Source organism: Pantoea agglomerans (assembly GCF_021397715.1).
GTDB classification, from domain to species: domain Bacteria; phylum Pseudomonadota; class Gammaproteobacteria; order Enterobacterales; family Enterobacteriaceae; genus Pantoea; species Pantoea astica.
Genome location: NZ_CP090207.1, coordinates 1360358 through 1387307, shown reverse-complemented (window position 1 = coordinate 1387307; position 26950 = coordinate 1360358). Strand labels below are relative to the sequence as shown.

Below are 26950 nucleotides of genomic sequence, written 5' to 3'. Positions count from 1 at the left end.
ACCTTTTAGCGGAGCTAGACGATATGCACCTGCAGGTTATGCTGCACCAGCACGTCGCCGAGGGTGTTATCGCTGGTCAGCGCCGAGTTGTGGTAAACCTCAAAGGTTTGCCCCTCAACCGAGCGCTCACCGGTCACGGCCCAGACGCCGCCGTTACTGTTCGCCAGCGTCACCTGGCTGCCATCAGCTCCCTTGATCATCAAATCATCACTCTGTTTATCGGTAATGCTGAGTGCCTCATTGAGATCGAGTTTCACCGCGTTAGTGCCGGTTTTCCCCAGGTCCAGCACTTCAATGTGCTCCACTTTCAGGCCGAGCGTGGTGAGATCCAGGTTCAGATGCTCGCCGTTCAGCACCAGCGTATCGGTGCCTGCGCCACCATCAATGTGAGTAAAGTTGAGGTCACTGACCGTCACGGTATCGGCCCCGCTGCTGCCGGTCACTGACGCGCCCTCCAGCGTGCTGCCATCGGCCAGGGTGATTACCACGCCACCAATGGTGTAGCTGGCCTCCTCTGCCGGCGCGGCGGCGGCGACGGCGGTCTCCGTAGCGTTGGCGCTGTCACTGCTGCTGACCGGCGTGACGATATCCGCCTCCGTGGTCAGTGTGGACACCACGGCAGCGTGAGGGGAACTCTCCTCACTGCTGCTGGCGTGCTGCGTTTCTCCACTGACACTGGCTACCGTGGCACTGTCATCGGCCACCGAGAACAGCGCCACCGACTCGCTGGCGGCAGTGGTAATCGGCAACAATGACCCTAACAGCAAGGTATTGGTGGTCGAATAGCTGTTGCCTGCCACGTCAGTGATGGTGACTTTCGCCAGCGTACCCAGCGACAGCAGCAGCCCGCCAACCGACAACAATGATGGCGCGAAGTTAGCCGAGTAACGTCCCAGCGCATCGGTCGTGGTATTGATCGTCGGTCCGTTGCCGCCGTTGCTGAGCAACAGCGTGACGCTGACTTTCGACCCCTGCGCCGCGTTCAGCGATCCGCCCTGTACCGTCAGTCCGGTCAGTAACGAGGTCACGACACTGAGTACCGGATCGGCTCCCACCAGCGGCGTATTGTGCGACAGCGCGGTGAAGCTGCTGTTGCTGGTGACGGTGTTGCCGCCAATGTCGGCGACCGTGACGGTGAGTGGATGACTGCCGTCCGGGATAGCTTTCAGCGTCGCTGACGGCACGCTGATACTCCATGCCCCGTTGGCACCAATGGTGGTGGTGAGGACATTACCCGCCACGTTCACCGTCACCGTGCCGCCGACGGCATTGGTGCTGGTGCCACTGATGGTTTTCGGCGCATCGGCTTCCGCGATATTCAGATAACCATCGCCGCCAAAGTAGCTGCTCAGGCTGACCGTTGGCGTGGTGTGGCTGACCACACCCAGCGAGGCCGAACCGCTGCCGCTAAGGCCCGCGCCGTTGGTGACGCTGGCGGTGACGGTCTGAAGGCCATCGCTAATGGCAGCGAGATTTGCTGCCGGGACAGAGAGGCTCCAGTTGCCGTTGCTGCTCACCGTGGTGCTGTAAGTCTGGCCGCCCAGCACCACGCGCACCACCGATCCTTCCGCATTGGTGGCGCTGCCGCTGATGGTTTGCGCGGTTTTCACATCGATGGCGCTCAGTGCATTGTCACCAAACAGGGAGGTGATGGCGACGGTAGGCGCGGTATGCGCAATCACGCTCAGCGCCCCGCTGCTGTTCACCACATTGCCATAGATATCGGTACCGCTGACGGTGACGGTTTTGCTGCCGTCGGTGATAGCAGCCAGATCGGCTTTCGGCACGCTGATACTCCAGCTGCCGCCGCTCACCACTTTGGTGGTATAGGTCAGACCGTTCAGCGTGGCGCTGACGGTTGATCCGGCCGACAGGCTGGAGCTGCCGCTGATGGTCTGGTTCGAGACCAGATCCGCTGCGCTCAGTACGCCGTCACCGAACACCGTATTCACCGACAGCGTCGGCTGAATCAATCCCAGCGATACGCCAGCGCTGCTGCTGCTGGTGTTGCCTACCGGATCGGTGACCGAGGCGCTCACCGTGAAGTTGCCGCTCAGCAGCGTGGAGAGCACCGCTGGCGTCACCGTGGTCGAGAAGCTGCCGTCGGCGTTCACCAGCGCGGTGGCGGTGGTGTTGCCAATCGCCAGCCGGACGCTGCTGCCTGCCGCCACACCCGATACGGTGCCGCTGATGGTCTGGGTCACCAGCGACTCCGCCAGGTTCAGCACCCCATCCCCAAACAGCGGATTGAGCGTTACCTTAGGCAGGTTATGAATGCCCACCAGCGCGCCCGCGGTGGCAGTGCTGGTGTTGCCCGCGCTGTCCGTCACGCTGACCCCGACGGTGAGATTGCCATCGGCAATGCCCTGCAACAGGGCTGGCGTCAGCGAAACGTTGAAGTTGCCATTCGCATCGGTGGCGGTCACGAACTGCTGCGATCCCACAGAGACCACGACACGCGATCCCGCTTCCGCCCCGCCAACCGCACCGCCGATCACCTGCGTCACCAGCGCATCCGCTACGTTGAGCAGACCGTCACCAAACAGCGGATTAACGGTGATGGTGGGCAGCAGAGTATCGATCCGGATACCGGCACTGGTGCTGGCGGTATTGCCCGCCGCATCGGTGACCGAAGCGCCGACCGTCAGGTTACCCTGCGCCAGCGTGCCTAAAATATCCGGCGTCACCGTGGCGCTGAAGGTGCCGCCAGCGCCCACGGTGGCAGTGAGCTGACTGTTGCCGACAGTCAGCGTCACCACCGATCCCTGCGCAACATTGTTCACCACTCCACTGATCACCTGGCCGGTGGCAATATCTGCCAGGTTCAGCACGCCATCACCAAACAGCGAGGTCAGGCTGATGGATGGCGTCTGGGTAAAGATGCCGATAGATACGCTGTTGGAAGCCACGTTACCCGCCGGATCGGTGACGCTGACGCCCAGTGTCAGGTTGCCATTCAGCAGTGAACTGAGATCGCTGCCCGGCAGGTTAACGCTCCAGTTACCGCCCGCCTGCACCGTGGTGGTGTAGCTGCGGCTGCCGAAGGTGACGGTGACCTGCGAACCGACGGCGGCATTTTCAATCACGCCACCGATCAGCTGACCGGCACCGGCTTCAACGATGTTGAGCAGGTTATCGCCGCCAAACAGGCCGGTAAGGTCGCCGACCACCGGCACGGCATCGACAATCGCCGTGACGGTTTCCGGTACGGTACGGACGTTCCCGGCGGCATCGGTCAGCGTGATGTTCAGCGCCAGCTCGCCGTCGCTGAGCAGCCCCAGCACGGAAGGCGGTACTACAATCGCCCACTTGCCATCCTGACCCACTGCGGCTGACAGCGTCGTTCCGCCCAGTACGACCGAGACCGTCGCGCCGACTCCCGCCGAGGTCGCGACCCCGGTAATGGTCTGCGCCACCGTGGTATCAATGGCGCTCAGCGTTCCATCGCCAAATACCGAGTCGACCACCAGCGTCAGCGCGCTGTTGACCACTTTATTCACCGTCAGGGTAGCATCGGTCTGGTTACCGCTGACGTCATTGACCCGCACGCCAAACACCAGCGCGCCATCATTCAGGCTCGACAACACCTGCGGATCGACATTAAGGGTCCAGAAGCCATCGGCGCCCACCACCGCCGTGGCAATTGGCGCGCCGTCACCCAGGTAGAGGCCAATGGTCTGGCCTTCTGCGCCCTGCACGCTGCCGGTCAGCACCTGATTAACCACCAGATCTGCGGCATTGATCAGGTTATCGCCGAGGAAGGCATCAATCAGGATCAGCGGTGCCGTGGTGTCAACCGTTACCGTCTCACTGACGGTGGTGACGTTACCGGCGGCATCCGCCAGCTGGGCGGTAATCAGGGTGGATGCGCCATCCGGCAGGGCCTGCATATCGCTGGCCGGTACCGTGGTGGACCAGTTGCCATTACTCTGCACAATCGCGTTATAGGTTTTGTTATTAAAGGTGACCACCACCGTCCGCCCGACTTCAGCGGTATCGGCGGTGCCGCTGATCACCTGACTGGTAGCACTTTCAGCGGCATTGATCCGGTTGTCGCCGGTAAAGTCGTTAAGCGTCAGCGTTGGCGGCGTCAGATCGATCTGTACGCTGCCCTGGGTCGTCACCGGCGTCGTGCCGTCGGTGGCATTGACGATAATGGTTGCGCTACCGCCCGTGCCAAACGCCGTGACCGGCAAGGCGACGGTCGCCCAGCTGCCATCACCATTCAGGGTAGTGCCATAAGTTTCGCCATTGATCACCACCGAGACCACGCCGCCCGCGCCCAGGTTAGTCGAGGTGCCGCTGATCACCACCCCGCCCGCCTGGTCAGCGGTACTGATAATGTTATCGCCAGAGATCGTTCCCAGCGCCACCAGCGGTCCTGCCGGTGGTGTGAGATCAACCGCGAAGGTCACATTCTGACTGATGCTGTTGCCCGCCAGATCGCTGACGCTGACTGCCAGCGTGGTGGTCGGCTGCGTGAAGGAGGCCATCTGTTCCGGCGTCAGAGTCAGGCTCCAGTTGCCGTTTGCCCCGACCACCGCCGTACCGAGTGTGGTGGCACCCAGCGCGACGCTGAGCACGCTGCCCGGTTCAGCCCCGTTCGCGACACCACTCAGCAGTTGCGGCTGGATGCTCTCGCTATAGTTGAGGATGTCATTGCCGGCAAAGGCACCCACAGTCAGCGTCGGTGGCGTAGTATCGATCACCAGCGAACTGTTGATGCTGCTGCTGTTACCGGCTGCATCGGTTGCCGTCACGGTGACCGGATAGCTGCCATCGGTTAACAGCGACAGCTGTGCACTCTCCAGCGGCAGCGTCCAGCCGCCATCGGCGGTCACCACGGCGGAGTAGACGTTGTTGCCGATTGTCACCTGCACGCTCTGGTTCTCACCCGCCTCACCGGTGGTGCCGGTCAACGTCACGCCACTGGCGACATCGGCGGCGTTAATGCTGCTCTCCGGCACCAGCGTCGGCAGCGGTGCCGTGAGATCGGCGCTGAACGGCAGCTCTGCCGTACCGGTGTTGCCCGCCGCATCGACCACGCTGACCGTCAGGGTATGCGCACCGTCGCTCAGTGAGTTCAGGGCGTTGCCCGGAATAGTGACCGCCCAGTTTCCCGCACCGTCTACCGTTCCGGTGTAGCGTGCCCCATTGAGATCGACCGTGATGCTCACCGCCTGATTGTCCCCGACGCTGCCGGTGGTGCCGGTCAGCGTTATGCCTGCCGCCGCTTCACTGATGTTCAGCACGCTATCCGTACCCAGTGCGCCGTCGTTAAAGGTCGGTGCAGGCACCGTGACCTCGGTCACCACGTTCAGCGCCGTGCTGTCGGTGTTACCGGCAATGTCGCTGGCGGTGACCGTAATGGTGTGGCTGCCGCTGGTGAAGGTCGCTAACTGCGCTGGCGTCAGCGTCAGCGACCAGCTGCCATCGGTCTGTACCGTCGCCACCAGCGGCTGATCGCCATTAAAACCGGCGATCACTACGTTCACCGTCTGCCCGGCACCGGTGATGCCGGTTGTTCCGCTCAGCAACTGCTCGCTGCCAGCTTCAGCCGCACTAAGCGCACCGTCGCCAAACGGCAGATTAAGGGTAACGTCAGGCAGCGTGTTAACCGCCACCAGCACATTACCGCCGGTGCTGGCGCTGTTACCGTTGACATCGGTGACCGTTACGGTGACTGGCCAGTTACCGTCCGGCAGCGACTGCAACAGGGCCGGTGGCAGATCCAGCGTCCAGCGGCCGTTATCTGCATCAAGGACGGCGGAATAGACCGTACCATTGACCGTGACCGCCACGGAGGCCGGATTGGTGATGTTGAGCGCGCCGGTCAGCGTTCCACCGGCAGCCGCTTCGTCCGCATTGATACGGCCATCCGTAAACGGCGTATCCAGCGTTGGCGCGGCAATCGGCGTAATCGCCGAGACAAAAGACTTCGTCGCGTCAATGCTGTTACCCGCGCGGTCAGTGGTGGTCACGGTAAGGATGTGCTGCCCGTCGCCAAGAATCGCGATGTATTCTGGCGTCAGACTGGCGGTCCAGTTGCCGTTCTCATCAACCGTCACCGATAACGGAATCCTGTCATCACCGACCGTGACGCTGACCGTCTGGCCGTCGCCCACTGCGGTCGTGCCGGTAATCAGCTGAACCATTGCCGCTTCACTGCTGTTGATCACGTTATCGCCGAACAGCGTGGTGGCAAACGTCGGCGCCACTGGCGGCGTCAGCAGAATTTCGACGCCTGCCGTCGCCTGCGCCGGGTTACCGGCCGCATCGCTGGTGGAGACCACAACCTGAGTCTGGCCGTCTGGTAAGGCGGTCAGCGCACCCGCCTCCAGGTTCAGCGTCCAGTTGCCGCTGGCATCGACGGTGGTGGTAAAGGACTGAGTGCCGATGGTAATCGTCACCTGACTATCCGCCGGCACGCTGGTGCTGTTACCGGTGAGCGTTAGCGCACCGGCGGCATCATCGGCGCTGACCAGACCATCACCGAAAGGCGTGTTCAGGGTGATGGTCGGCAGCGTATTGAATGCCACATTCAGTGATGTGGTGGTGTCGGTGGTGATGTTACCGGCAGCATCCGTGACCGAGATGCTGATTGGATTAGGGCCGTCAGTGAGCTGCTGTAAATCCCCGGCCGGCACCGTGATTGTCCAGACGCCGTCGCCGTTTGCGGTAGCGGTATAGGTCACGTTGTTCAGCGTTACGGCCACCGGCAGGCCGATATCGGTGTTGCCGGTAATGGTCAGATCCTGCAGAGACTCGACCTGATTGAGGCTATCACCGGCGCTGACCAGGATGTCAGTCAGAATCGGCTGCGTGGTATCCAGGCTGATCTGCTGGGTTGCGCTGGCCGGATTGCCCGCCACGTCACTGGCTGTCACCGTCACGGTCTGACTGCTGCCCGAGGCCAGGTTATCGAAGGCGGTCGAAGGAATGTTGACGGTCCAGTTGCCATTCGCATCAAGCGTGGTGGTGTAATCGACCTGATTGAAGGTCACCGTGACCAGCGTGCCGCTGACCAGCTGGGTGCTGGTGCCGCTGACCGCCACCTCGCCCGCAGCTTCGGTGGCGTTGATCACATCATCACCCGCGACCACATTGACGCTGAGCGTCGGCTGGGCCTGATCGCTGGCGACCACCACCAGATTACTGCTGCTGCTGGCAGGGTTACCGGCAACATCAGCAGAAACCACCACCAGTAGCTGCTCACCATCCGGCAGATTCCCCACATCCGCCGCCGGAACGGTCACCGTCCAGCCGCCACCGGCGACGACCGTACCGCTGTAGTCGGTGTTGTTCAGCGTAACCGTGACCACCTGACCTTCAGCCAGATTAGTGCTGGTGCCGCTGATAATGAGATCGTTTGCCGCTTCCGCCTGATTGAGGTAATTATCGACGCTGATCGGCCCGATAGTCAGGGTTGGCAGCGTTGCACCGTCGGCATCACGGGTCAGCGTCTGGCTGGTGCTGATCGAATTGCCTGCCGCATCGGTAAGCGATACCCCAACCAGATAGCTGCCATCCGTCAGCCCCTGCAGCACGCTGGCTGGCAGTGTCAGCTGCCAGCTGCCGTCTGACAGCACCTGCGTCTGATAATCCACATCCTGGAAACTGACGGTGACAACCTGACCCGCATCGGCCACAGAGGCGGTGCCGCTAATCGCAACATCCTGCAGCACCTCCAGCGAGTTAATGATGTTGTCGCCGCCGATGGCGTTAACGCTCAGCGCCGGTAGCGTGAAATCCACCGTGACGCTGCTGGTCAGCGAGCCGCTGTTACCGGCCGCATCGCTGACGTTCACCATCAGCGTGGCGATACCTTCGCTCAGCCCCTGCAACTCTGCCGCTGTCAGCGTCACCGTCCAGTTGCCCTGCCCATCGACCGTGGCGGGATAATCGGTGTCGCCCAGCGTGACAATCACCGTCTGACCTTCGCCGATCAAACCGGTGGTGCCACTGAGGGTCTGGCTGGAGTCAGCCTCGTTGCGGCTCAGATAGCCATCACCAAACGGCGTTTCTATGCTGACCGACAGCGAACCGGTTGCCACATTGATCTCGCGCGTTTCGGTTACCGGGTTGCCCGCCGCATCACTGACAGTGGCAGTGAGAATATAGAGGCCGGCCGGAATCCCTGCCAGCGCGCCAGCCGGTAGCGTCAGGCTCCAGTCGCCATTTGCCGTTACCGTGGTGGTCCAGATCTGATTATTGAGCGTCAGGGTGACCAGCTGGCCTTCGCCGGCATCACTGCTGCCGCTCAGGATAACCGGTGCGTTGCTTTCGGCGATATTGACGATGTCGTCATCCGCCACCGCATTCAGAATTAAGGCTGGCGGCGTCAGATCCACCCGCACAGTGCCGTCGGTGGAGGCGGTATTGCCTGCCGCATCACGTACCGTCACGCTGTAGCTGATATTCTCTTCCGGCAGATCGGCCAGCGCGGCGGCGGGTACCGAAATTGACCAGTTGCCGTTGCTGTCAGCGGTGGCGGTATAGGTGCTGCCATTCAGCACCAGGCTGACGGTCTGGCCGTCACCGGTCGCCCCGGTGGTGCCGTTCAGGGTCTGAGCGAGGGTGATGTCGCTGCTGTTGAGCGTGCCATCGCCAAACGCGCTGGTGATCGTCGGATCGGGCAGACTGGTCGCCAGTACGGTGAGCGTCGAGCTGCTGCTGAGCGTCGCGCCACCGCTGTCGGTCGCGGTGACCGTCAGGGTGTATGCGCCATCCGCCAGACCGGCCAGCGCATTGGCCGGTACGATCAGGCTCCAGTTGCCGTTCGCCGAGACCTGCGCGGTGTAGCTGACATCGTTAAGCAATAGCGTGATCGTGCCATTCAACGGCACATTGACCGAGGTGCCGGTCACGATCAGCGACTCACCCAGCTCCTGGGCATTCAGATAGTTATCATCACTCAGCGCATTAATCGCGAGGCCGGAAGCGTTGCTGTTGACGTCGAAAGTCAGCGTATTGCTGGCGGTGTTACCCGCCACGTCGCTGACTGCCACCGTGAGGCTGGCGCTACCGTCAGCCAGCGCACTCAGTGCACCGGCTGGCACGGTCAGGCTCCAGGCACCACTCGCCTGCACCGCCGCGCTGTAGACGTTGCCGTCAAGGGTGACGGTGACCAGTTGCTCCGGTTCAACATTGGTGGTGGTACCCGACAGGCGTTGATCGGTCTGCCGCTCCGCGCCATCTACCACATTATTGCCGGCAAACGCATCCAGCGTCAGGGTTGGCAGGCTGGCCGGTTCGACTTTCAGCGCCAGACTGGTGCTGGTTGTGGTGCTGTTGCCTGCCGCATCGCTGGCGGTCACGGTCAGCGGATAGCTGCCGTTGACCAGGCCGCTGTAAATGGTGGCGGGCAGCGCCAGCGTCCAGTTGCCATCGGCGTTCGCCGTGGTGCTGAGGCTGATGCCGTTAAAGCTGGCGACAATCAGGGCGTTAGCTTCACTGCTGCCGCTCAGTGCCAGCGGCTGCTGGCTCTCTGCGGCATTGATGATGCCGTCCGACGGCGTATTCAGGCTGAGCGACGGTGGCAGCGTATCAACCACCACGCTACCCACTGCCTGACTGCTGTTGCCGGCCACATCGCTGACCACAACGGTGTAGGCGGTTTCACCCTGTGGCAGAGCTGACAGCGCTGCAGAAGGGATAGTGACCTGCCAGTTACCGGCCTCATCGACCGACCCGCTGTAGCTGACGTCACCCAGCGTCACGCTGACCGTCTGGCCGTCGCCGCTGACGCCGGTGTTGCCGGTGATGATGCCGCTGGTCGTCGCTTCCGCACCGTTGAGAATATTGTCACCAAAGGCGTCGCCTGCGGTGGCGACGGGCAGTGTGGTGGCGATGACGGTAATGACCGAGCCGGTGGTCGCCAGTGGCGTACCGCCAGCATCAGTCACGGTGGTGGTGACGGTCAGCGGACCGTCCGGTGCCGTGGTAAAGGTGCCTGCCGGTAAAGTCAGGCTCCAGCTTCCGTCTGCCGCCACGGTGGTGGTGACGGTGGTGCCATTTGCTGTTACCCCGACGATGCTGCCTTGCGGCAGACCGCTGGTGCTACCGCTTACCGCCACATCGCCAGTCAGTTCACTGGCGTTGAGGTAGTTATCGCCGCTGATCGGTGCCAGAGCGACAGAGGGCTGGGTAGTATCGACGCTGAAGTTAAGCGGGCTGCTGGCGGTATTACCCACCGCATTGATCACGCTGACGGTCAGGGTCTGACTGCCTTCGCTCAGACCGGCCAGCGCACCGGCCGGCAGCACAATGCTCCAGCTGCCGCTGGCATCCACTACACCACGGTAGTCGGTGCCATTGAGGGAGACGCTAACCTGCTGTCCTGCTTCCACGTTGGTGGAAGTGCCGCGCAGGGTCAGCGGTTGCAGCTGTTCGGCAGCGCTCACCACGCCATCACCGGCAAAGGTGTCACTGTCAATGGTCAGCGTCGGCTGGAGTTCCGGCGCATTCACCACGTTCAGATCGATGACCTGGCTGGTCTGGTTGCCATTGGCGTCGGTTGCGGTGACGGTGAGTGTATTACTGCCCGACGGCAGCGCGGCCAGATCGTCAGGGGAAATCTGTAACGTCCACTCGCCATTGACGCCAACGGTGGTGCTGTAGACCGTATCGTTCAGTCCGACCGTAATCTGATCGCCATTCTGACCGGTGCCGCTGATCACCAGTGGCTGCGTCAGATCACCAACGCTCAGGGCGTTATCGCCGCTGACCGGCTCGACGCTCAGCGGCGGCGCGGCAGTCGCCACGCTCAGGGTCGTGCTCTGGCTGCTGCTGTTGCCTGCGGCGTCACTGACGGTGACCACCACCGGATAGCTGCTGCCGTTATTCAGACCCGCCAGTGCGGCTGGCGGCAGGGCCAGCGACCAGTTACCGTCGATATTGACTGTGCCGGTATACGTGACGCCGTTCAGCGTCAGGCTGACCCGATCACCTTCACTGCCGGTTCCGCTAAAGCTGAAGCCGGCCGCCTGTTCCGCGCCGTTGAGCACGCCGTCACCCGCTGGCGGATTAAGGCTGAAATCCGGTGCGGTTGTATCAACGGTCACCGGCAGGACGCTGCTGTTGCTGTTACCACCGACGCTGGTGACCGTGACGTTAAGGTCGTAGCGGCCATCGTTCAGCGCCTGCAAATCGGCGCGTGGCACGGTGACCGTCCAGCGTCCGTCGTCAGCGACAATCGCCTGACAGGGAACATCATTCAGCGCCAGGCTGACACTGCTGCCGGGCGCAACGATGCCGCTGATCGTCAGATCGGCGTCAGCCTCCGCGCCATTAATGATGCCATCACTGGCAATCGGGTTGACCACCAGCGTCGGAGTGCCGGTATCGACCGTCAGCGGCACCGTGGTGCTGGTGCTGTTGCCAGCCAGATCGACGGTAGTAACGGTGATCGGATTACTGCCCTGGGCAAGATTTTGCAGGGTCGATGGCGGCAGGATCAGGCTCCAGTCACCATTCGCTGCTACCGTTGCCGGATAGGTATTGCCGCCGACGGTAACGTTAACCGCCTGGCCTGGCGTCGTGGTCCCGGTCAGCGTCTGTGTTGTGCTGGCTTCAGCACTGTTAAGCACGCTGTCGGTAAACGGCGTATCGATTGCCGGAGCAGCCAGCGGCGTGGTCGCCACCAGCAGCGTCTGGCTGCTGGTGACCTCATCTGACGTCACGGTCACCGTGGTGCTGCCTTGCGGCAGGTTAGCCAGATCCCCCGCCGGGACGGTGACCGTCCAGGCGCCCGTTTCATCGGTGGTGGCGCTGTAGACGGTGCCGCCCGCCACCAGCTTCACGCTGACCACGCTGCCGACAGGCAGGTTGCTGGAGCTGCCGCTGACCGTCAGATCGCTCAGCGCTTCAATCGCGTTAAGTGCATTATCTTCACTCACTGGCGCAATCGACAACAGCGGCGCGTCAGTGGTAATAACGGTGAACTGCCCTTGGGCAGGCTGCGCCGGGTTACCGGCAATGTCCGAAATTGCCACCGTAAAGGTTTTTTCACCGGCCGCGCCCAGCGATCCCGCCGGCAGCGAGACGCTCCAGTCGCCATTTGCCAATACTTCGCCATCATAAGACTGACCGTTGAGGGTCAGCAGCACCGGCGTACCGGCCGGAACGCTGGTCACGCTGCCGGTGACCAGAATGTCACTGAGCTGTTCCGCGCTATCGACCTGATTGTCAGCGGTGACCGGATTGATGGTCAGCGCTGGCTGCGTTGACGCCAGCACGGTAACGTCAGACAGTACGCTGCTGCTGTTGCCGTACGCATCCGTAAGGGTCACATTAACCGGATAGATAGCGTCAGCCAGCTGGCCGATTACCGCCGCCGGCACCGTGACGCTCCAGTTGCCGCTGGTATCGACCGTCGTGGTGTAGACCGCGCCGTTAAAGTCGACCGATACCGTATCGCCAGCACTGCCGCCACGTCCGTCGAGGGTCAGATCCTGGCTGTGCTCAGCAATATTGATATAACCATCGCTGCCGGGTGTGGAGAGATCCAGCAGCGGTGGCGTGTTGGCGAAGGTCACGGCATCCGCCGTCTGGCTGACGTTGCCATCGCTGTCGGTGGCGACTACCGTAACCGTCTGCGCACCATCCGGCACCTGCGCCAGATCGGCAGCCGGAATGTTAACGCTCCAGTTGCCATCCTGGGTGACTACCGCGCTGTAAGTCTGTCCGTTAAGGGAGACGAGAATCTGATCGCCCTGATCGCCGGTACCGCTGACGATCAGCGGCTGCTGCGCATCGGCAATGTTGATCACACCATCATCCGTCAGATCGTTCAGGGTCAATGCGGGCAGCGCGGTCGCGACCCGCAGATCAGTAGATTGCTCGCTGCTGTTACCGGCGGCATCGGTGACGGTAACCGTTACCGGATAGGTCTGATTAGTGAGCGCAGCGAGATCGGAAACCGGCACCGAAGCGGACCAGTTACCATTCTCCTCCACCGTGGCGGTGTAGGTTTTGTCGTTCAGCAGCACCGAGACGGTATCACCTGCCGTACCGGTACCGCCAATCAGCAACGGTTGTGTCAGGTCACCGTTGCTGAGCACGCCGTCACCACCCGGGACTGCGACCGTTGCGACCGGCAACTGGGTACTGACCGCCAGCGGCTGGGTCTGGGTGATGCTGTTGCCGCTGGCATCGGTCAGGGTGACGCCTAAGGTGTAACTACTGCCATCCGCCAGCGCCTGCAGCGCGCCGGACGGTACGGTGACGGTCCAGTTGCCAGCATCATCCACCGTGGCGCTGTAACTCTGGTTATTCAGCACCACCGACACCACTTCGCCCGGCGCAGCGCCGGTGCCGCTGACCGGCAGCCCGGCCGCGACTTCGCTGCTGTTGAGAATGCCGTCACCGCCAGCCACCGCCGCCACAATCAGATTTGGCAACAGCGTATCAACGCTGAAATTCAGGGTCTCCTCAACGCGGTTACCCGCCTCATCGATAACGGCGATGTTCAGGCTGTTGGCGCCCTGCGGCAGCAAAGCGAGATCGCTGGCCGGCAGTGCCAGGCTCCAGCTGCCGTCGGCGTTCACCGTGGCGATGTAGGTTTTGCCATTGAGTTCCAGCTCGACCTGCTGACCCGCTACCGCTTTGCCGGTCGTGCCGCCGATCAGCTGATCGCTGCTGGCCTCGGCGCGGTTGAGAATGCCATCACTGAGCGCACTGGTGTTCAGGTTGATTTGTGGCTGGTTACTCACCACCACGTTAAGCGGTGCTGAATCGGTCAGCAGCGTGTTAGTCGCATCAAAGGCGGTCACCGACACCGACTGGACCCCATCGGCGATACCGGCCAGATCGCTGGCCGGGACGGTGACGCTCCAGAATCCGTTGCTGGTGACCACGCCGCTGTAGGTGCTGCCGTTAAAGGCGACCAGCACGGCCTGCCCGGCGGCGACACCAACGGCTGAACCGGAGATCAGCAGATCGCTGCCGATCTCCTGCTGGTTGAGGAAGCCATCGCCGCTTAACGGCTCGCTGATGGTCAGTACGCCCGGCTCGCCCGCGGCTGGCGCGATGTTGATCTCACGGCTGTCGCTGGCGGCGATGCCTGCCGCGCTGCTGACGCTCACCGCAAGCGTGGTGGTACCTGCCGCCAGTGCGCTTAGCGCCGCAGACGGAATCTGAGTGCTCCAGCGACCATCCGCGCCAACCTGCGCACTGTAACTGTCGCCTGCCAGCGTGATGGTGACGGTTTGCCCCGCTTCGACGTTAAGGGTGGTGCCGGAGAGCGTCTGATCGACAGCTTTCTCGCCGTTGTCCAGCAGATCGTCACCGGCAAAGGGATCGATCGTAATCGCTGGTGCGCCAGGCTCGGGTGAGGCTTCGACCACGATGCCGCGGCTTTCACTGGCCCCGACGCCCGCCAGGTTATTCACGGTAGCGCTTACGGTGGCGCTGCCGGCAGCCAGTGCAGCCAGCGCGCTGGCCGGAATGGTCAGACTCCAGCTGCCGTCCGCCGCTACCGTGGCGCTGAAACTCTGATCGCCGAACGAGACCGTCACCGTCTGTCCTGCCTCGACGTTGGTGGTGCTGCCGCTCACTATCTGATCGGTCGCTTTCTCGTCATTATTCAGCACATCATCAACCGCAAACGGATCGATGGTCAGCGTGGGAACGTCAGGCGCGGTCGGCGAGGCTTCGACGGTGATCGGCAGGCTTTCGCTCACGGCGGTGCCTGCCGCGTTGCTGACCGTGACGATCAGCGTCGTGGACCCCGTAGCCAGTGCGCCAAGCGCATCAGCCGGAATGCTGATATTCCAGCTACCGTCGCCGCTGACGGTGCCACTGTATGACTGGCCGCCCAGCGTCACGGTCACAATCTGGCCCGCTTCGACATTGGTGGTGGTGCCGGAAACCGCCTGAGCGTCCAGCTTCTCGTCGTTGCTCAACAGGTTATCGTCAGTAAACGCATTCAGCGTCAGGGTCGGCGTGCCGGGCGCCGTCACCGGTGGCTCAACCACAATGTCACGCGTTTCGCTTACCGTCGTGCCAGCCAGATCGCTAACCGACACGCTCAGCGTGACGCTGCCTGCGGCTAAAGCCGCCAGCGTTGGGGCCGGAATGGTGACGCTCCAGCTGCCGTCTGCGGCCACCGTGGTGTTGAAGGTGGCACCGCCCAGCGTCACCGTGACTGGCTGACCGGCTTCAATATTGGTGGTGGTGCCGCTTAGCAGCTGAGCGCCGGTTTTCTCGCTGTTGCTGAGAATATCATCACCGGCAAACTGATTGAGGGTAACGGTCGGCTCGCCCGGCAGGGTGAGCGGTGCCGCGACGCCGATCGGCAGAGTGTCGCTGATCGTGGTGCCGGCAGCATTGCTGACCGACACCGTGATAGTGGTATCGCCCGCCGCCAGCGCGGCCAGCGCCGTGGAAGGCACCGTCAGGCTCCAGCCGCCATCGGCATCGACGCTGGCGCTGTAAACCTGGCCGCCGAGAGTCACGTTAACCAGCTGCCCGGCTTCAATATTGGTGGTGGTGCCGCTCAGGATCTGATCAACGCTTTTTTCATCGTTGCTGAGCTGGTTATCACCGGCGAAATCGTTAATCGCCAGGGTCGGGATGGCTGGCCCGGTGCCTGACGCCTCCACCGCGATATCACGCGTTTCACTGACGCTGGTGCCGGCGGTATTACTCACCGTCACGCTGATGGCATTCGAACCGGCGGGTAAATTGCCCAGCGCCGCTGCCGGAATCGTCACCTGCCAGTTGCCGGTATTATCGACGATACCGAGGTAGTTCTGTCCGCCCAGCGTCACGGTGACCTGCGCGCCCGCTTCAATATTGGTGGTGGTGCCGCTTAGCGTCTGGGCCGTGCCTTTTTCATCGTTGCTAAGAATGTCATCGCCGGCAAACTGACCAATCGCCACGGTGGGTTCGCCTGTCGGGGTGACCGCCGCTTCAACGGTAATGGGCAGCGCGGTAGTGGCGGTGCTACCGGCCGCATTGCTGACCGACACCGTGATAGTAGTATCGCCCGCCGCCAGCGCCGTCAGTGCCGCGGCAGGCACGGTAAGGCTCCAGTTGCCATCCGCGCCGACGCTGGTGCTGTAAGTCTGACCGCCCAGCGTCACCGTAACGATCTGACCGGCCTCAATATTGCTGGTACTGCCGCTCAGCGTCTGGTCGCTGGTTTTTTCGATATTGTTTAACTGGTTATCGCCGGCGAAATCTGCCAGCGTCACGCTGGGCACGCCCGGCGTAACCGGGGTTTCAACGCTGATGTCACGGTTTTCGCTGGCTTCGACGCCGGCCAGGCTGGTGACGACGACCGAAATAGCCAGCGTCCCTGACGCCAGCGCATTCAGCGCCGCTGCCGGTAGCGCCACGCTCCAGCTACCATCTGCACCCACGGCGGCGGTGTAGGTCTGGTCGCCAAGGGTGATGGTTACGATCTGTCCCGCTTCAACGTTGCCGGTGCTGCCGCTCAGCGTCTGATCGCTGTTTTTTTCGTCATTGCTGAGGATATCGTCGCCCGCAAACGGATTGATGGCGATAACCGGAACGCCAGGCTGAGTAACTGGCGCGTCAACGCCGATCGCCAGACTGCCCGTTGCGGCGGTGCCTGCCGCATTCGCCACATTGACCGTGATGGTGGTGCTGCCCGCCGCCAGCGCGACCAGCGCATCTGCCGGAACGGTAATCTGCCAGCGACCGTCGGCAGCTACGCTGCCGCTGTAGCTCTGGCCGCCCAGCGTGACGGTAACCACCTGACCCGCTTCAATATTAGTGGTGGTCCCGCTCAGGATTTGATCGACTGTTTTCTCTGCGTTGCTGAGGACGTTATCACCGGCAAACGGATTGATCTCCACACCTGGCGCACCGGGCTCGGTAATCGGTGCCTGGACCTGAATCGGACGGCTTTCGCTGGCCTCGGCGCCCGCCTGATTGCTGACGGTGGCGGTAATCGTCTGGGTGCCCTGCGCCAGCGCGTTAAGGGTTGCAGGAGAGAGGCTGACGCTCCAGCTGCCATCTGCGCCAACCGTGGCGTTAAAACTCTGGCTGCCCAGCGTGATGGTAACGAGCTGGCCAGCCTGCACATTGCTGGTGCTGCCGCTCAGCGTCTGGTCGGAGGCTTTTTCGCTGCTGCTCAGAATGTCGTCACCGGCAAACGGATTGATAGTCAGAACAGGTGCATTGGGGGTGCTGTCGGCCTGCTGAACGGTGATCCCCAGAGTAGCGGAAGCGCTGGCCCCGGCGGCGTTACTGACGCTGACGGAAATGGTGGTCGCGCCCGCCGCCAGCGCGGCCAGTGCCGCGGCTGGAATAGTGACGCTCCAGCTGCCATCAGCGCCGACGCTGGTGTTATAGGTCTGACCGCCAAGCGTGATGCTGACCGGCTGACCCGCTTCGACGTTGCTGGTGCTGCCTGACAGCGTTTGCGCGCTGGTTTTTTCGCTGTTATCCAGCAGGTTATCGCTGGCAAACGGATTAAGAGTGATGGCTGGAGTGACAGGCGTACCGGGATCGGTTTCCGGCGCGGCAACGTTTATCGGCAACGTACCGCTGGCGCTGGTGCCCGCCGCATTGGTTACGCTGACGGAAATGGTGGTAGTACCGGCGGCTAGCGCGGCCAGCGCACTGGCCGGGATAGTGACGCTCCAGCTGCCATCCGCAGCGACGCTGGCATTGTAGGTCTGCCCACCGAGGCTGATGGTCACAATCTGACCCGCTTCAACGTTGCTGGTGCTGCCGCTCAGCAACTGATCGGTCGATTTTTCCGCATTATCCAGCAGGTCGTCGCCGGCAAAGGTATTCAGCGTAATGGCGGGCGCACCGGGCGTTCCCGGATCGACGGGCGTGCCAGGATCGGTGCCATTGTTGTTATCGCCACCACCACCGCCGCCACCGCCGCCGGCACCGATGGCGAGGCCCGCTAAGCCCAGCACGCCGAGACCGCCAGCGGTGATCACACCCATTGATGAGTTGGTATTGTCGGCCAGCAACAGCGGTTCCACGCTGTCGAGCGATTCATAGGTCGGCGTCACTGAGGTTGAAGCCAGGTCCGCACCTTCTGCGGTCTGCGGGAACAGCGCATGCTCCGGCGGGTTAACGCCATCATCAAAAACCAGTTCGCTGTGTTCGCCCTCGGCGTCATCTAAGAAAAATTTCTGGTAGCGCACCGTGCTGCCGTCGCGCATATGCAGAACCAGATCGTCGCCCTGGCGTTCGTACTGGGTCACCATTGCACGCGTGCCGCTAATGCGGACCACGCTGGGTTCGGCGAGGTTAATAGTTTGTGATGAACCACCGGTTATCTGCGAGATGAGCGTGCCGTTTTCGCGCGAAATGATATCGACCCGGCCTTGCGTGAGTTCTGCCATGTGTAACCTCTACTTCACCAGATTAGCTAATATACTGAATCTAAAAACATAAAATATTTTTATGCTTGTAGTATCCACACATTCTTTCGCCTTCTGTCAGACAGAAAGCGTCTTAGCCCGGTGTATGTAAAGGCAGTCAAGCCAGATGTTGCCGCGCATCGGGATGAAACCGATACATGGCGATATTTTTATTGGATTATTTGATCATCGTTATACGCAAAACGCAGCGGTCTCGCCTGCTTAATCTTTAACGTAACTGAGGCATAAATCAATTTCAATGTGCAGATTTCGTTATGTTTTAACATTCCTTTCATAAGCAATATTTGAAGTAATGCATTCATAAAATTTGCTTCATCGTTGTTTTACATGTCAATTTGTTGCAGGAAGTTTCCAAAAAGGATGCGAAAAGGTTAAAAATTAACCTTTGCCAGCGCTTTAGAGCAGCCGAAAAGAATTTCTCAATTAAGCGATTCAGCCAACAATTATCGCTGGCCCTTAAGGCGGGTTTTTAGGTCAACTGGTTGAAAAACAGCGATCAAATTTGGCTTAAGTCACATTCTGCGTTGCGAACTTAGCCAGGAAAGTTCTGGAAAAAATCCGCGTCAGGCTAAAAGTCGGTAAACTCGCGGTTTTGTTACGCATCTGCTGCATCCACTCCACTGATAATAATTGGTGCGGCGGATGCCGGTTTTCATGGCCGCGATGCTACACTTTTTCGCTTTGCCACTGACGAATCTGAGCTATGACTGCACTGGACGCTGCACCGCAAAACAAACATCAGAGCCGCCTGAACTGGGGCACGCGCACCATCTTTTTGATCAATGGCTTAGGCATGTCGGCCTGGGCACCGCTGGTGCCGTTTGCCCGCGATCGTCTGCAGCTCAGCGGCGCATCACTGGGCGCGCTGCTGCTCTGTCTGGGCCTGGGTTCGCTGGCCGCGATGCCGGTAACCGGCACACTGGTGGCGCGGTTTGGCTGTCGTCGGGTGATGGCCCTTTCAGCATTGCTGGTACTGGCGATGATGCCGCTGCTGGCCACGGCGGATTCCCATCTGGTGATGGCTGCAGCGTTGACCTTTTTTGGTGCCGGTCTGGGGATGCTGGATGTGGCGATGAATTACCAGGCGGTACAGGTCGAGAAAGCCGCAGGCAAACCGATGATGTCTGGCTTCCACGGTTTCTTCAGCCTCGGCGGCATTCTGGGTGCCGGTGCCGTCAGCCTGCTGTTGAGCCTGAGCTTCACCCCGCTGACCGCCATTCTGGTGATCATGGCCGTGATGCTGCTGCTGTTAGTGTGGCGCCTGCCCGGCTTGCTGAATGAGCGCTTACACCAGCCCGATCAGCCCTGGCTGGTGATCCCCCGTGGCTGGGTCGCCTTTCTCGGCCTGCTCTGCTTTATCCTGTTTCTGGCAGAGGGCGCGGTTCTGGACTGGGGCGCGCTGCTGCTGTTGCAGAATCCGGCCATGTCGCCGACTTATGCCGGTCTGGGCTACGCGCTGTTTTCGCTGGCAATGACGCTGGGCCGCTTCAGCGGCGATAAAGTGATTCACCGTTTTGGCCGTTATCCGGTGATGCTGACCGGCGCGCTGACGGCTGCTGCCGGCATGAGCCTGGCCGTCTGGCTGCCGTGGCCGGAAGTGGCCCTGCTGGCTTTTCTGCTGGTCGGGTTCGGTTTGTCGAACACCGTGCCGATGTTATTCAATGCCGCCGGGAATCAACGGGATATGCCGGCGAACCTGGCGATTTCTGCCATGACAACGCTGGGATATGCGGGTATTCTCTCAGGTCCGGCTTTAATCGGATTCATTTCACAATGGATCAGCCTCAGCGGCGCGTTTTTATTGATTGCGCTATTGCTGTTAGCTGTGGCCGCCAGTGCGCGAAAAGTTGCGCGATAATTCAGGTATCAGACACGCTATGTTGCCTTACAAGTTTCCCCTGACATCCGGCAATGTCACCCGCTTCTTTGTCGTTTTTAATCTGGTGCTGCTGCTGGCGCTGGGCTTTATGGTGCATAACTCGGTCAACGCCTGGCTGACCAGCAAACGTTACGCCATGACCGATCTGGCGCGCGACGTACAAAAACGCATCGATGCCTACCGTTTTGCCACCTGGCAGATTTATGAAAACCTCTCTACCAGCGCAGCGGGCGCCGCGCCCAGCGCCAATCTGCAGGAGACGCGGCTGCGTCCTGACGTCTATTATCTGGAAAAAACCCGACGCAAAACCGAAGCGTTGATTTTTGGTTCGCATGACAGCAGCACGCTCGACATGACCATGCGGATGTCCAATTATCTCGACACGCTATGGGGCGCGGAAAATCCGACCTGGTCGATGTACTTTCTCAACGGTCAGGATAACAGCCTGATTATGATCTCTACCCTGCCGCTGAAAGATATGGCAACCCGCTACAAAGAGAGCGCCATCAGCTCGATGGTGGATGGCCGCCGTGCGGAAATGTTGCAGCAGGCCAATGCGCTGGATGAGCGCGAAAGTTTCTCGGCGCTGCGTCATCTCGCCTTTCAGAACGATCACTACTTTACCCTGCGCACCACCTTTAACCAGCCAGGCCATCTGGCAACCGTGGTGGCCTTTGATCTGCCGGTCAACGATCTGATCCCGCAAAACATGCCGCTGGAGAACTTCCAGCTGCGCCAGGACACGACGTTGCCTGCTGCCACTGCCAGCGATCAGCAGGAGTCAGAAAATACCCAGATTTCGCTGGTGAATCCCAATGTCGAAATTGCCGCCACGCTGCCGAGTACCTCGCTGCAGCTGGTCTATCGGGTGCCGATTAGCCGGCTGATTATTGATACGCTGCATAATCTGCTGTGGCCACTGTTGATCAATCTGCTGCTTTTCCTGCTGTCGCTGGGTGGCATGGTGCTGTTGCGCCAGCAGTCACTGCGGCCCAGTGAGAACCAGAGCGCGGAACTGGACTCGCTGCGGGTATTAAATGAAGAGATTGTTGCCAGCCTGCCGGTCGGCCTGCTGGTGTATGACTTCGCCAGTAACCGCACTCTGCTAAGTAATAAGATCGCGGAACATCTTCTGCCACATCTTAATCTGCAGAAGATCATTAATATGTCCGACCAGCATCAGGGCGTGCTGCAGGCCACCATCAATAATGAAGTGTATGAGATTCGTCACGCCCGCAGCGTGCTGTCGCCTCATACTCAGCTGTTTATGATGCGCGACCAGGATCGTGAACTGCTGGTGAATAAGAAGCTGCAAAAGGCGCAGCAGGTACTGGATCGTAACCATCAGATGCGACAGCAGCTGCTGCATAACCTCGGTCATGCTCTGAATCAGCCGCTGGAAAAAATTGTCTCGCAGCTGGTCCAGCTGAGTCAGCGTGACAGCGATGAAACCGTGCTGGACGTGCTGGATGAGAGTCAGGGTCTGGCGCGCCTGGTCGACGATATCGTGCTGCTTAACCGGCTGGAGGCGCACGACTGGTCACCGGACGCGACGGTATTCAGTCTGCAGGAGCTGCTGGATGAAATCGCGCTGGAAAGCCTGCCGCTGATGCGGCGTAAAGGGCTGGCGCTGGTGGTGAACAATCATCTGCCGAATGATGAAATGCGCTTTGGCGATCGCCGGGCGCTGCGTAAGGTTCTGATTACTCTGATGCACTACTCGCTGACTACCACGCGCTGGGGCAAAATCACGCTGGAAGTCAAAGCAGCGGATAAACAGGCCGACCGCTTGATGATTGAGCTGGTCGATACCGGTGCCGGCCTGACGGTGGATGAGCTGGCGAATGTCGACTTCCCGTTCCTTGGCGATACCCGCCAGGATCGTTATGGTCAGGCGTCAGGTATGGCCTTCTTCCTGTGCAAACAGCTGTGCAAGCAGATGGGCGGCAGTCTGGATATCGTGGCGAAAGCCGATATCGGCACCCGCTACAACATGCAGCTGCCGCTGGTGCTGGAACAGAAAACCGAAGAGGAAGAGGAAAAAATTCTCGATGGCGTCACCGCGCTGGTGGAGATTGCCGTGGAAGACGTACACAAGATCGTCTGCCGCCATCTGGAAAACTGGGGTGCGCGTTGTCTGACGCCAGACGAGCGTATTTCCGGGCAGGATCATGATGTGTTGATCACCGATGATCCGACCAAACTGAGCGGCTGGTCACTGCTGCTGGCCGGTGATGAACCCGGTCATCATGCGCTGAATGACCAGCAGTATCGGGTTAATTTCAATCTCAGTAATGCGCTGCTCGATGCATTGCTGGCGCTGATTGAGAAGCAACTGTCACACGATGTGATGGAAGATGATGCTGAAGAAGAAGCGGCCACGCCATTGATGAGCGGCGGCTATTTCCAGCTGTTTACGGAGACAGTACCGGTTGATGTAAAGAGACTGTATACTGAGTCGGCGGAAAAGGACTACGCCTCGCTTGCTCAGACAGCGCATCGCCTCAAGGGCGTGTTTGCCATGCTCAATCTGACTCCCGGCAAACAGCTTTGTGAAGAGTTAGAACACCACATTAAAGCGTGTGACGATTCAAACATTAAAAATACCACCAGTGATATTGACGCTTACGTCAATCAACTGCTGCAGCAAGGTAACCAATAAGATGAATAACTTAAACGTAATTATTGCCGATGACCATCCGATTGTTCTTTTCGGTATCCGAAAGTCTCTGGAACAAATTGAATGGGTTAACGTTGTAGGTGAGTTCGAAGACTCAACAGCACTGATCAACAATCTCTCTAAGCTCGATGCCAACGTCCTGATCACCGACCTCTCTATGCCGGGTGAAAAGTATGGCGATGGCATCACGCTGATTAAATATATTAAACGTCACTATCCGGATCTGTCGATTATCGTTCTGACCATGAACAATAACCCGGCGATTCTGAGCTCCGTGCTGGATCTCGATATTGAAGGGATCGTTCTGAAGCAAGGCGCACCAACCGATCTGCCAAAAGCTCTGGCTGCACTGCAGAAAGGCAAAAAGTATACGCCGGAAAGCGTGGCAAAACTGCTGGAGAAGATCAGCGCTGGCGGTTACGGCGACAAACGCCTGTCACCAAAAGAGAGCGAAGTGCTGCGTCTGTTCGCTGAAGGTTTCCTGGTGACCGAAATTGCCAAGAAGCTGAACCGCAGTATTAAGACCATCAGTAGCCAGAAGAAATCAGCCATGATGAAACTGGGCGTGGATAACGATATCGCGCTGCTGAACTACCTGTCGTCTGTCAGCCAGACTCAGGTCGAAAAAGACTAGTATCACGAGGCGGTGCCACCGGCACCGCCTTTACTCCTGCCCTATCCTGCCCGCGTTTTACGTACCCGCTCTGCATAGATCGCCAGCGTTACCTTCAGCACGTCTAAGGTCACCGGTTTCGACAGACAGTTATCCATTCCCGCATCCATACAACGCTGCTTCTCTTCAGCCAGCGCGTTGGCCGTTACGCCCACCACCGGGAACAGATGTCCCAGCTGACGGAGCCGCTGCGTCAGGCGATAGCCATCCATATTCGGCATGTTAACGTCGGTCAGCACAATATCGATCTCATTGCGGCTCAGCACGTTGAGCGCGTCGACCCCATCCTGCGCGGTTTTGACCTGATAACCCAGGGTGCCGAGCTGTTCAGAGAGCAGCATACGGTTGATCGGATGATCGTCAACGATCAGCACCATGATGTCGTCGTTATGCACTTTTTGCTCTACCGGCCCGGCCAGCAACAGCGCATCCGCTGCGTCGCTGTCCAGCACGATGCGATAGATACGCGCCAGCAGCGTCGGCACTTCATGCAGCGTGGCGGTAGAGTGAATCCAGCGTCCCGGATGAGGTTCACGCGGCATATCCACATGCGACCCGTCAAAAGTAACCAGCGCCCGCAGCGGCAGATCGATATCCAGTTCGTAATCGGTCATCACCACATCGTCCGGGCCGGGCTTGCCGTTGTATTCAGCAACCTGAATGCCCTGCTGCCGCAACTGCCGCGCAATAAATTCCGCCAGGTATTCGTTGCACATCGCCAGCCAGATTTTTTTGTCCTGCATCTCTTCCAGCCGCGGTAGCGCAGGCGGTTGGCCTTTATAAATCGGAATGCGTACGATGAACTGACTGCCCATGCCCGGCTCTGAGTCGACCTCAATATCGCCATCCATCATGTTGATCAGTTTTTCACAAATCGCCAGCCCCAGTCCGGTACCCTGGAAATTACGCTGCACGCCATTACCCACCTGGAAGAAAGGATCAAACAGCCGCGGCAGCTCTTTGGCCGGAATGCCAACCCCGGTATCGCGCACGCGGAACGCCAGATAGCCCTCGGCCACATACGCATGCAGGATGATACAGCCGGTGTGGGTAAACTTAATCGCGTTATTCAGCAGGTTTGAGATCACCTGTTGCAGACGCAGCGGATCGCCATCCAGCACCTGCGGGACGTCATGCTCAATGAAGCAGTAGAGCGTCAGCCGTTTTTTCACCACCAGCGACAGGTAGTTACCCACGATATGGGTAACGATTTCACGCGGCGCAAACGGACGCGGCTCAATCTTCAGCTGTTCCGACTCAATTTTAGAGAAGTCGAGAATGTCGCTGATGATTTTCAGCAACAGGCTGGACGAGTTATTCATTGCGGTGACCAGCGAATCAATGCCGCTCGGTAGCTGCTTGGTCTGCAACAGATCGAGGTTACCGATGATGCCGTAAAGCGGCGTGCGCAGTTCGTGACTGACGGTGGCGAGGAACATCGATTTCGACTGACTGGCCTGTTCCGCTGCGTGCGCCATCTCCTGCAGCGACTGCTCCATCCGGACACGCGCCGAGACATCCACCAGCACACAAATCGCTACGTTTTCATTGCGATAGCGCGAGTGAACAAAGCTGATTTGCAGGTTGGTGTTACTGCCGGTCAGCACATCAACAAAGTTCACCTGTTGGCCGCCAATGATTTCGTTCAGCCGCTGGCGATCTTCCTGGGTCAGCAGCGTCAGATAGTTATGCGCCAGCTCATTACTCAGAATGTTGGTGCCGTCGCTGGTGCGTAAGATACAGATACCCACTGGCGCGGAGGCGACAATTTTACGGTTAAACTGCTCATGCTCCTCCAGCCGGTGCGCATTCTCTTCGGCGGGCAGGAACATCCGGCGCTCAAACAGCCAGGCCAGGGTAAACAGCATGATCGCGCTGAAAATATTGAGCAGCAGCGCATTGATCATCATCAGCTTCAGCTGATCGACCATCACATGAGTCGGGATTGACCACACCACGTTAAGATCGGACGGCGGCAGCGGTTTCTTCAGTACCAGCTGGCGATAACCGTTGAGGTAGCCAAACCAGGTTTTATCGTCGGGCAGATCGTCCAGCGAGAAGCCAAGACCGCCACGGCGCGAATTGAGTAACGGACGATAATTTTCATCGGTTACCGAGGCGATAACCGGCAGGCTGCCCGGCTGAATAAATTCGTCCAGCCGGATATTCTGCTCGACGCCGAGCAGCGCCTGCAGTTTATTGGCGACATAGACCGGCACCACCATATAGAAGGTACCGACACCCGGCTGAGCAGTACTGTTAATCCAGTACATCGGATTGCGGCGCTCTTCTTCATTGCTGTTGCGGTAGCGCAACACGTTCTCACGCAGCGATTTCAGGCTACGCTCGCGATCGGCGTTGCTGCTGCCGATGGTAAAGTCAGCCAGACACTGATTTTCGCCACCAATGAAAAATACCCGATTCAGCTCATACGACGAGGCAAAGTTACTTTTCCAGTAATTGATGTAGTAGCTAAGGGAATCCAGCGAGTTGCGCCAGGTGTTGCTCATTGAGGTACAGTCGCCATCGGAAAACAGCGGTGTAAACTGCGGCTGAGCCGCTTTGCCTGGCATCATGCCGGTCAGCACATCCAGCCCGTTGCTGGCGTTGGTTAAGCGGTTCTCGGTAATATATTTCAGCTCACGCATCATGTCGGCTGAATGCCGGACATACCACTGAATAGAGCCGTAATTACTGGCGAACTCCTGACGAACCTGCGTCTCTTTTTCATGCAACACGCTGATGATATAGAAGGCGGTCAGTACGGCGCCCAGCGTCCAGATTAGCAGCGCCAGCGCGCGAAAAAGATAGCGCGAGATGCGAAGCGTGGTGCGGAAAGAGACAGGATATTTCAAGTGGAACTCGCAGTTGGCAAGGTTAGTCGCATCATCGATTTTTAATGCCCATACACTAGCTTTAACGGGAAAAAAAAGCCAGTCGGTAGCGGGTTTAGCGCCAGGATTGGGAATCTTTTAGGATAGCGAAAGCGGTATCTTTACCCCAGCATCAGGTGGCCGTATCTGCCCATTCAACCCAAGACACGCTCATAACAATAAAAAGCAACGCCGCTGACTGAACCAGAAAGACCCGCACCCAGTTCACCGCTTCACCGCTTCACTCCACCACCACCCATAACCCGCAGCTACCAGCGCACAACCACCAGCGCACCCCAGCCAGACCAGAAAGACTCGCTCTGCCCGAAGAGCAAAGCGTCCGCGCCAGGGATGGCGCGGCCGATCCGCAGGGAAGCGGGAATCCTTTGCGATCGGGCAGTGCGGGCCTTTCGGCCGCACCCAGCTCACCGCAGCGCCCTTAACCGCTTCACTCCACCAACCACACCTCAC

5 protein-coding genes are annotated in these 26950 nt (G+C 59.7%); 3 read left to right on the top strand and 2 right to left on the bottom strand.

The annotated features are described in order from the left end of the window. Window positions 1–14 precede the first annotated feature (14 nt). Window positions 15–18335, bottom strand: a complete 18321-nt coding sequence (locus tag LZU96_RS06575; RefSeq protein WP_233987551.1) for an Ig-like domain-containing protein — start codon at window positions 18333–18335, stop codon at window positions 15–17. 742 nt (window positions 18336–19077) lie between these two features. Between LZU96_RS06575 and LZU96_RS06570 the strand changes: the two genes are divergently transcribed. From LZU96_RS06570 to rcsB, 3 genes are read left to right on the top strand one after another with little or no spacing between them, the layout of a single operon-like run. After that, window positions 19078–20232: an MFS transporter gene (locus LZU96_RS06570; protein WP_233987550.1), complete on the top strand. Its 1155-nt coding sequence runs from the start codon at window positions 19078–19080 to the stop codon at window positions 20230–20232. Between the two features lie 22 nt (window positions 20233–20254). Then, on the top strand, window positions 20255–22915 hold the full coding sequence (gene rcsD, locus LZU96_RS06565) for a phosphotransferase RcsD (RefSeq protein ID WP_233988144.1): 2661 nt from the start codon (window positions 20255–20257) through the stop codon (window positions 22913–22915). A 1-nt stretch (window position 22916) separates the two neighbouring features. Further along, entirely contained in the window at window positions 22917–23567 is a 651-nt protein-coding gene (gene rcsB, locus LZU96_RS06560; protein WP_031376602.1) for a response regulator transcription factor RcsB, read from the top strand. Between the two features lie 41 nt (window positions 23568–23608). Here the strand turns inward: rcsB and rcsC are convergent, their stop codons facing one another. Beyond that, window positions 23609–26461, bottom strand: coding sequence for a two-component system sensor histidine kinase RcsC (gene rcsC / locus LZU96_RS06555; protein ID WP_233987549.1), 2853 nt, complete (start codon window positions 26459–26461; stop codon window positions 23609–23611). Window positions 26462–26950: the final 489 nt, after the last annotated feature.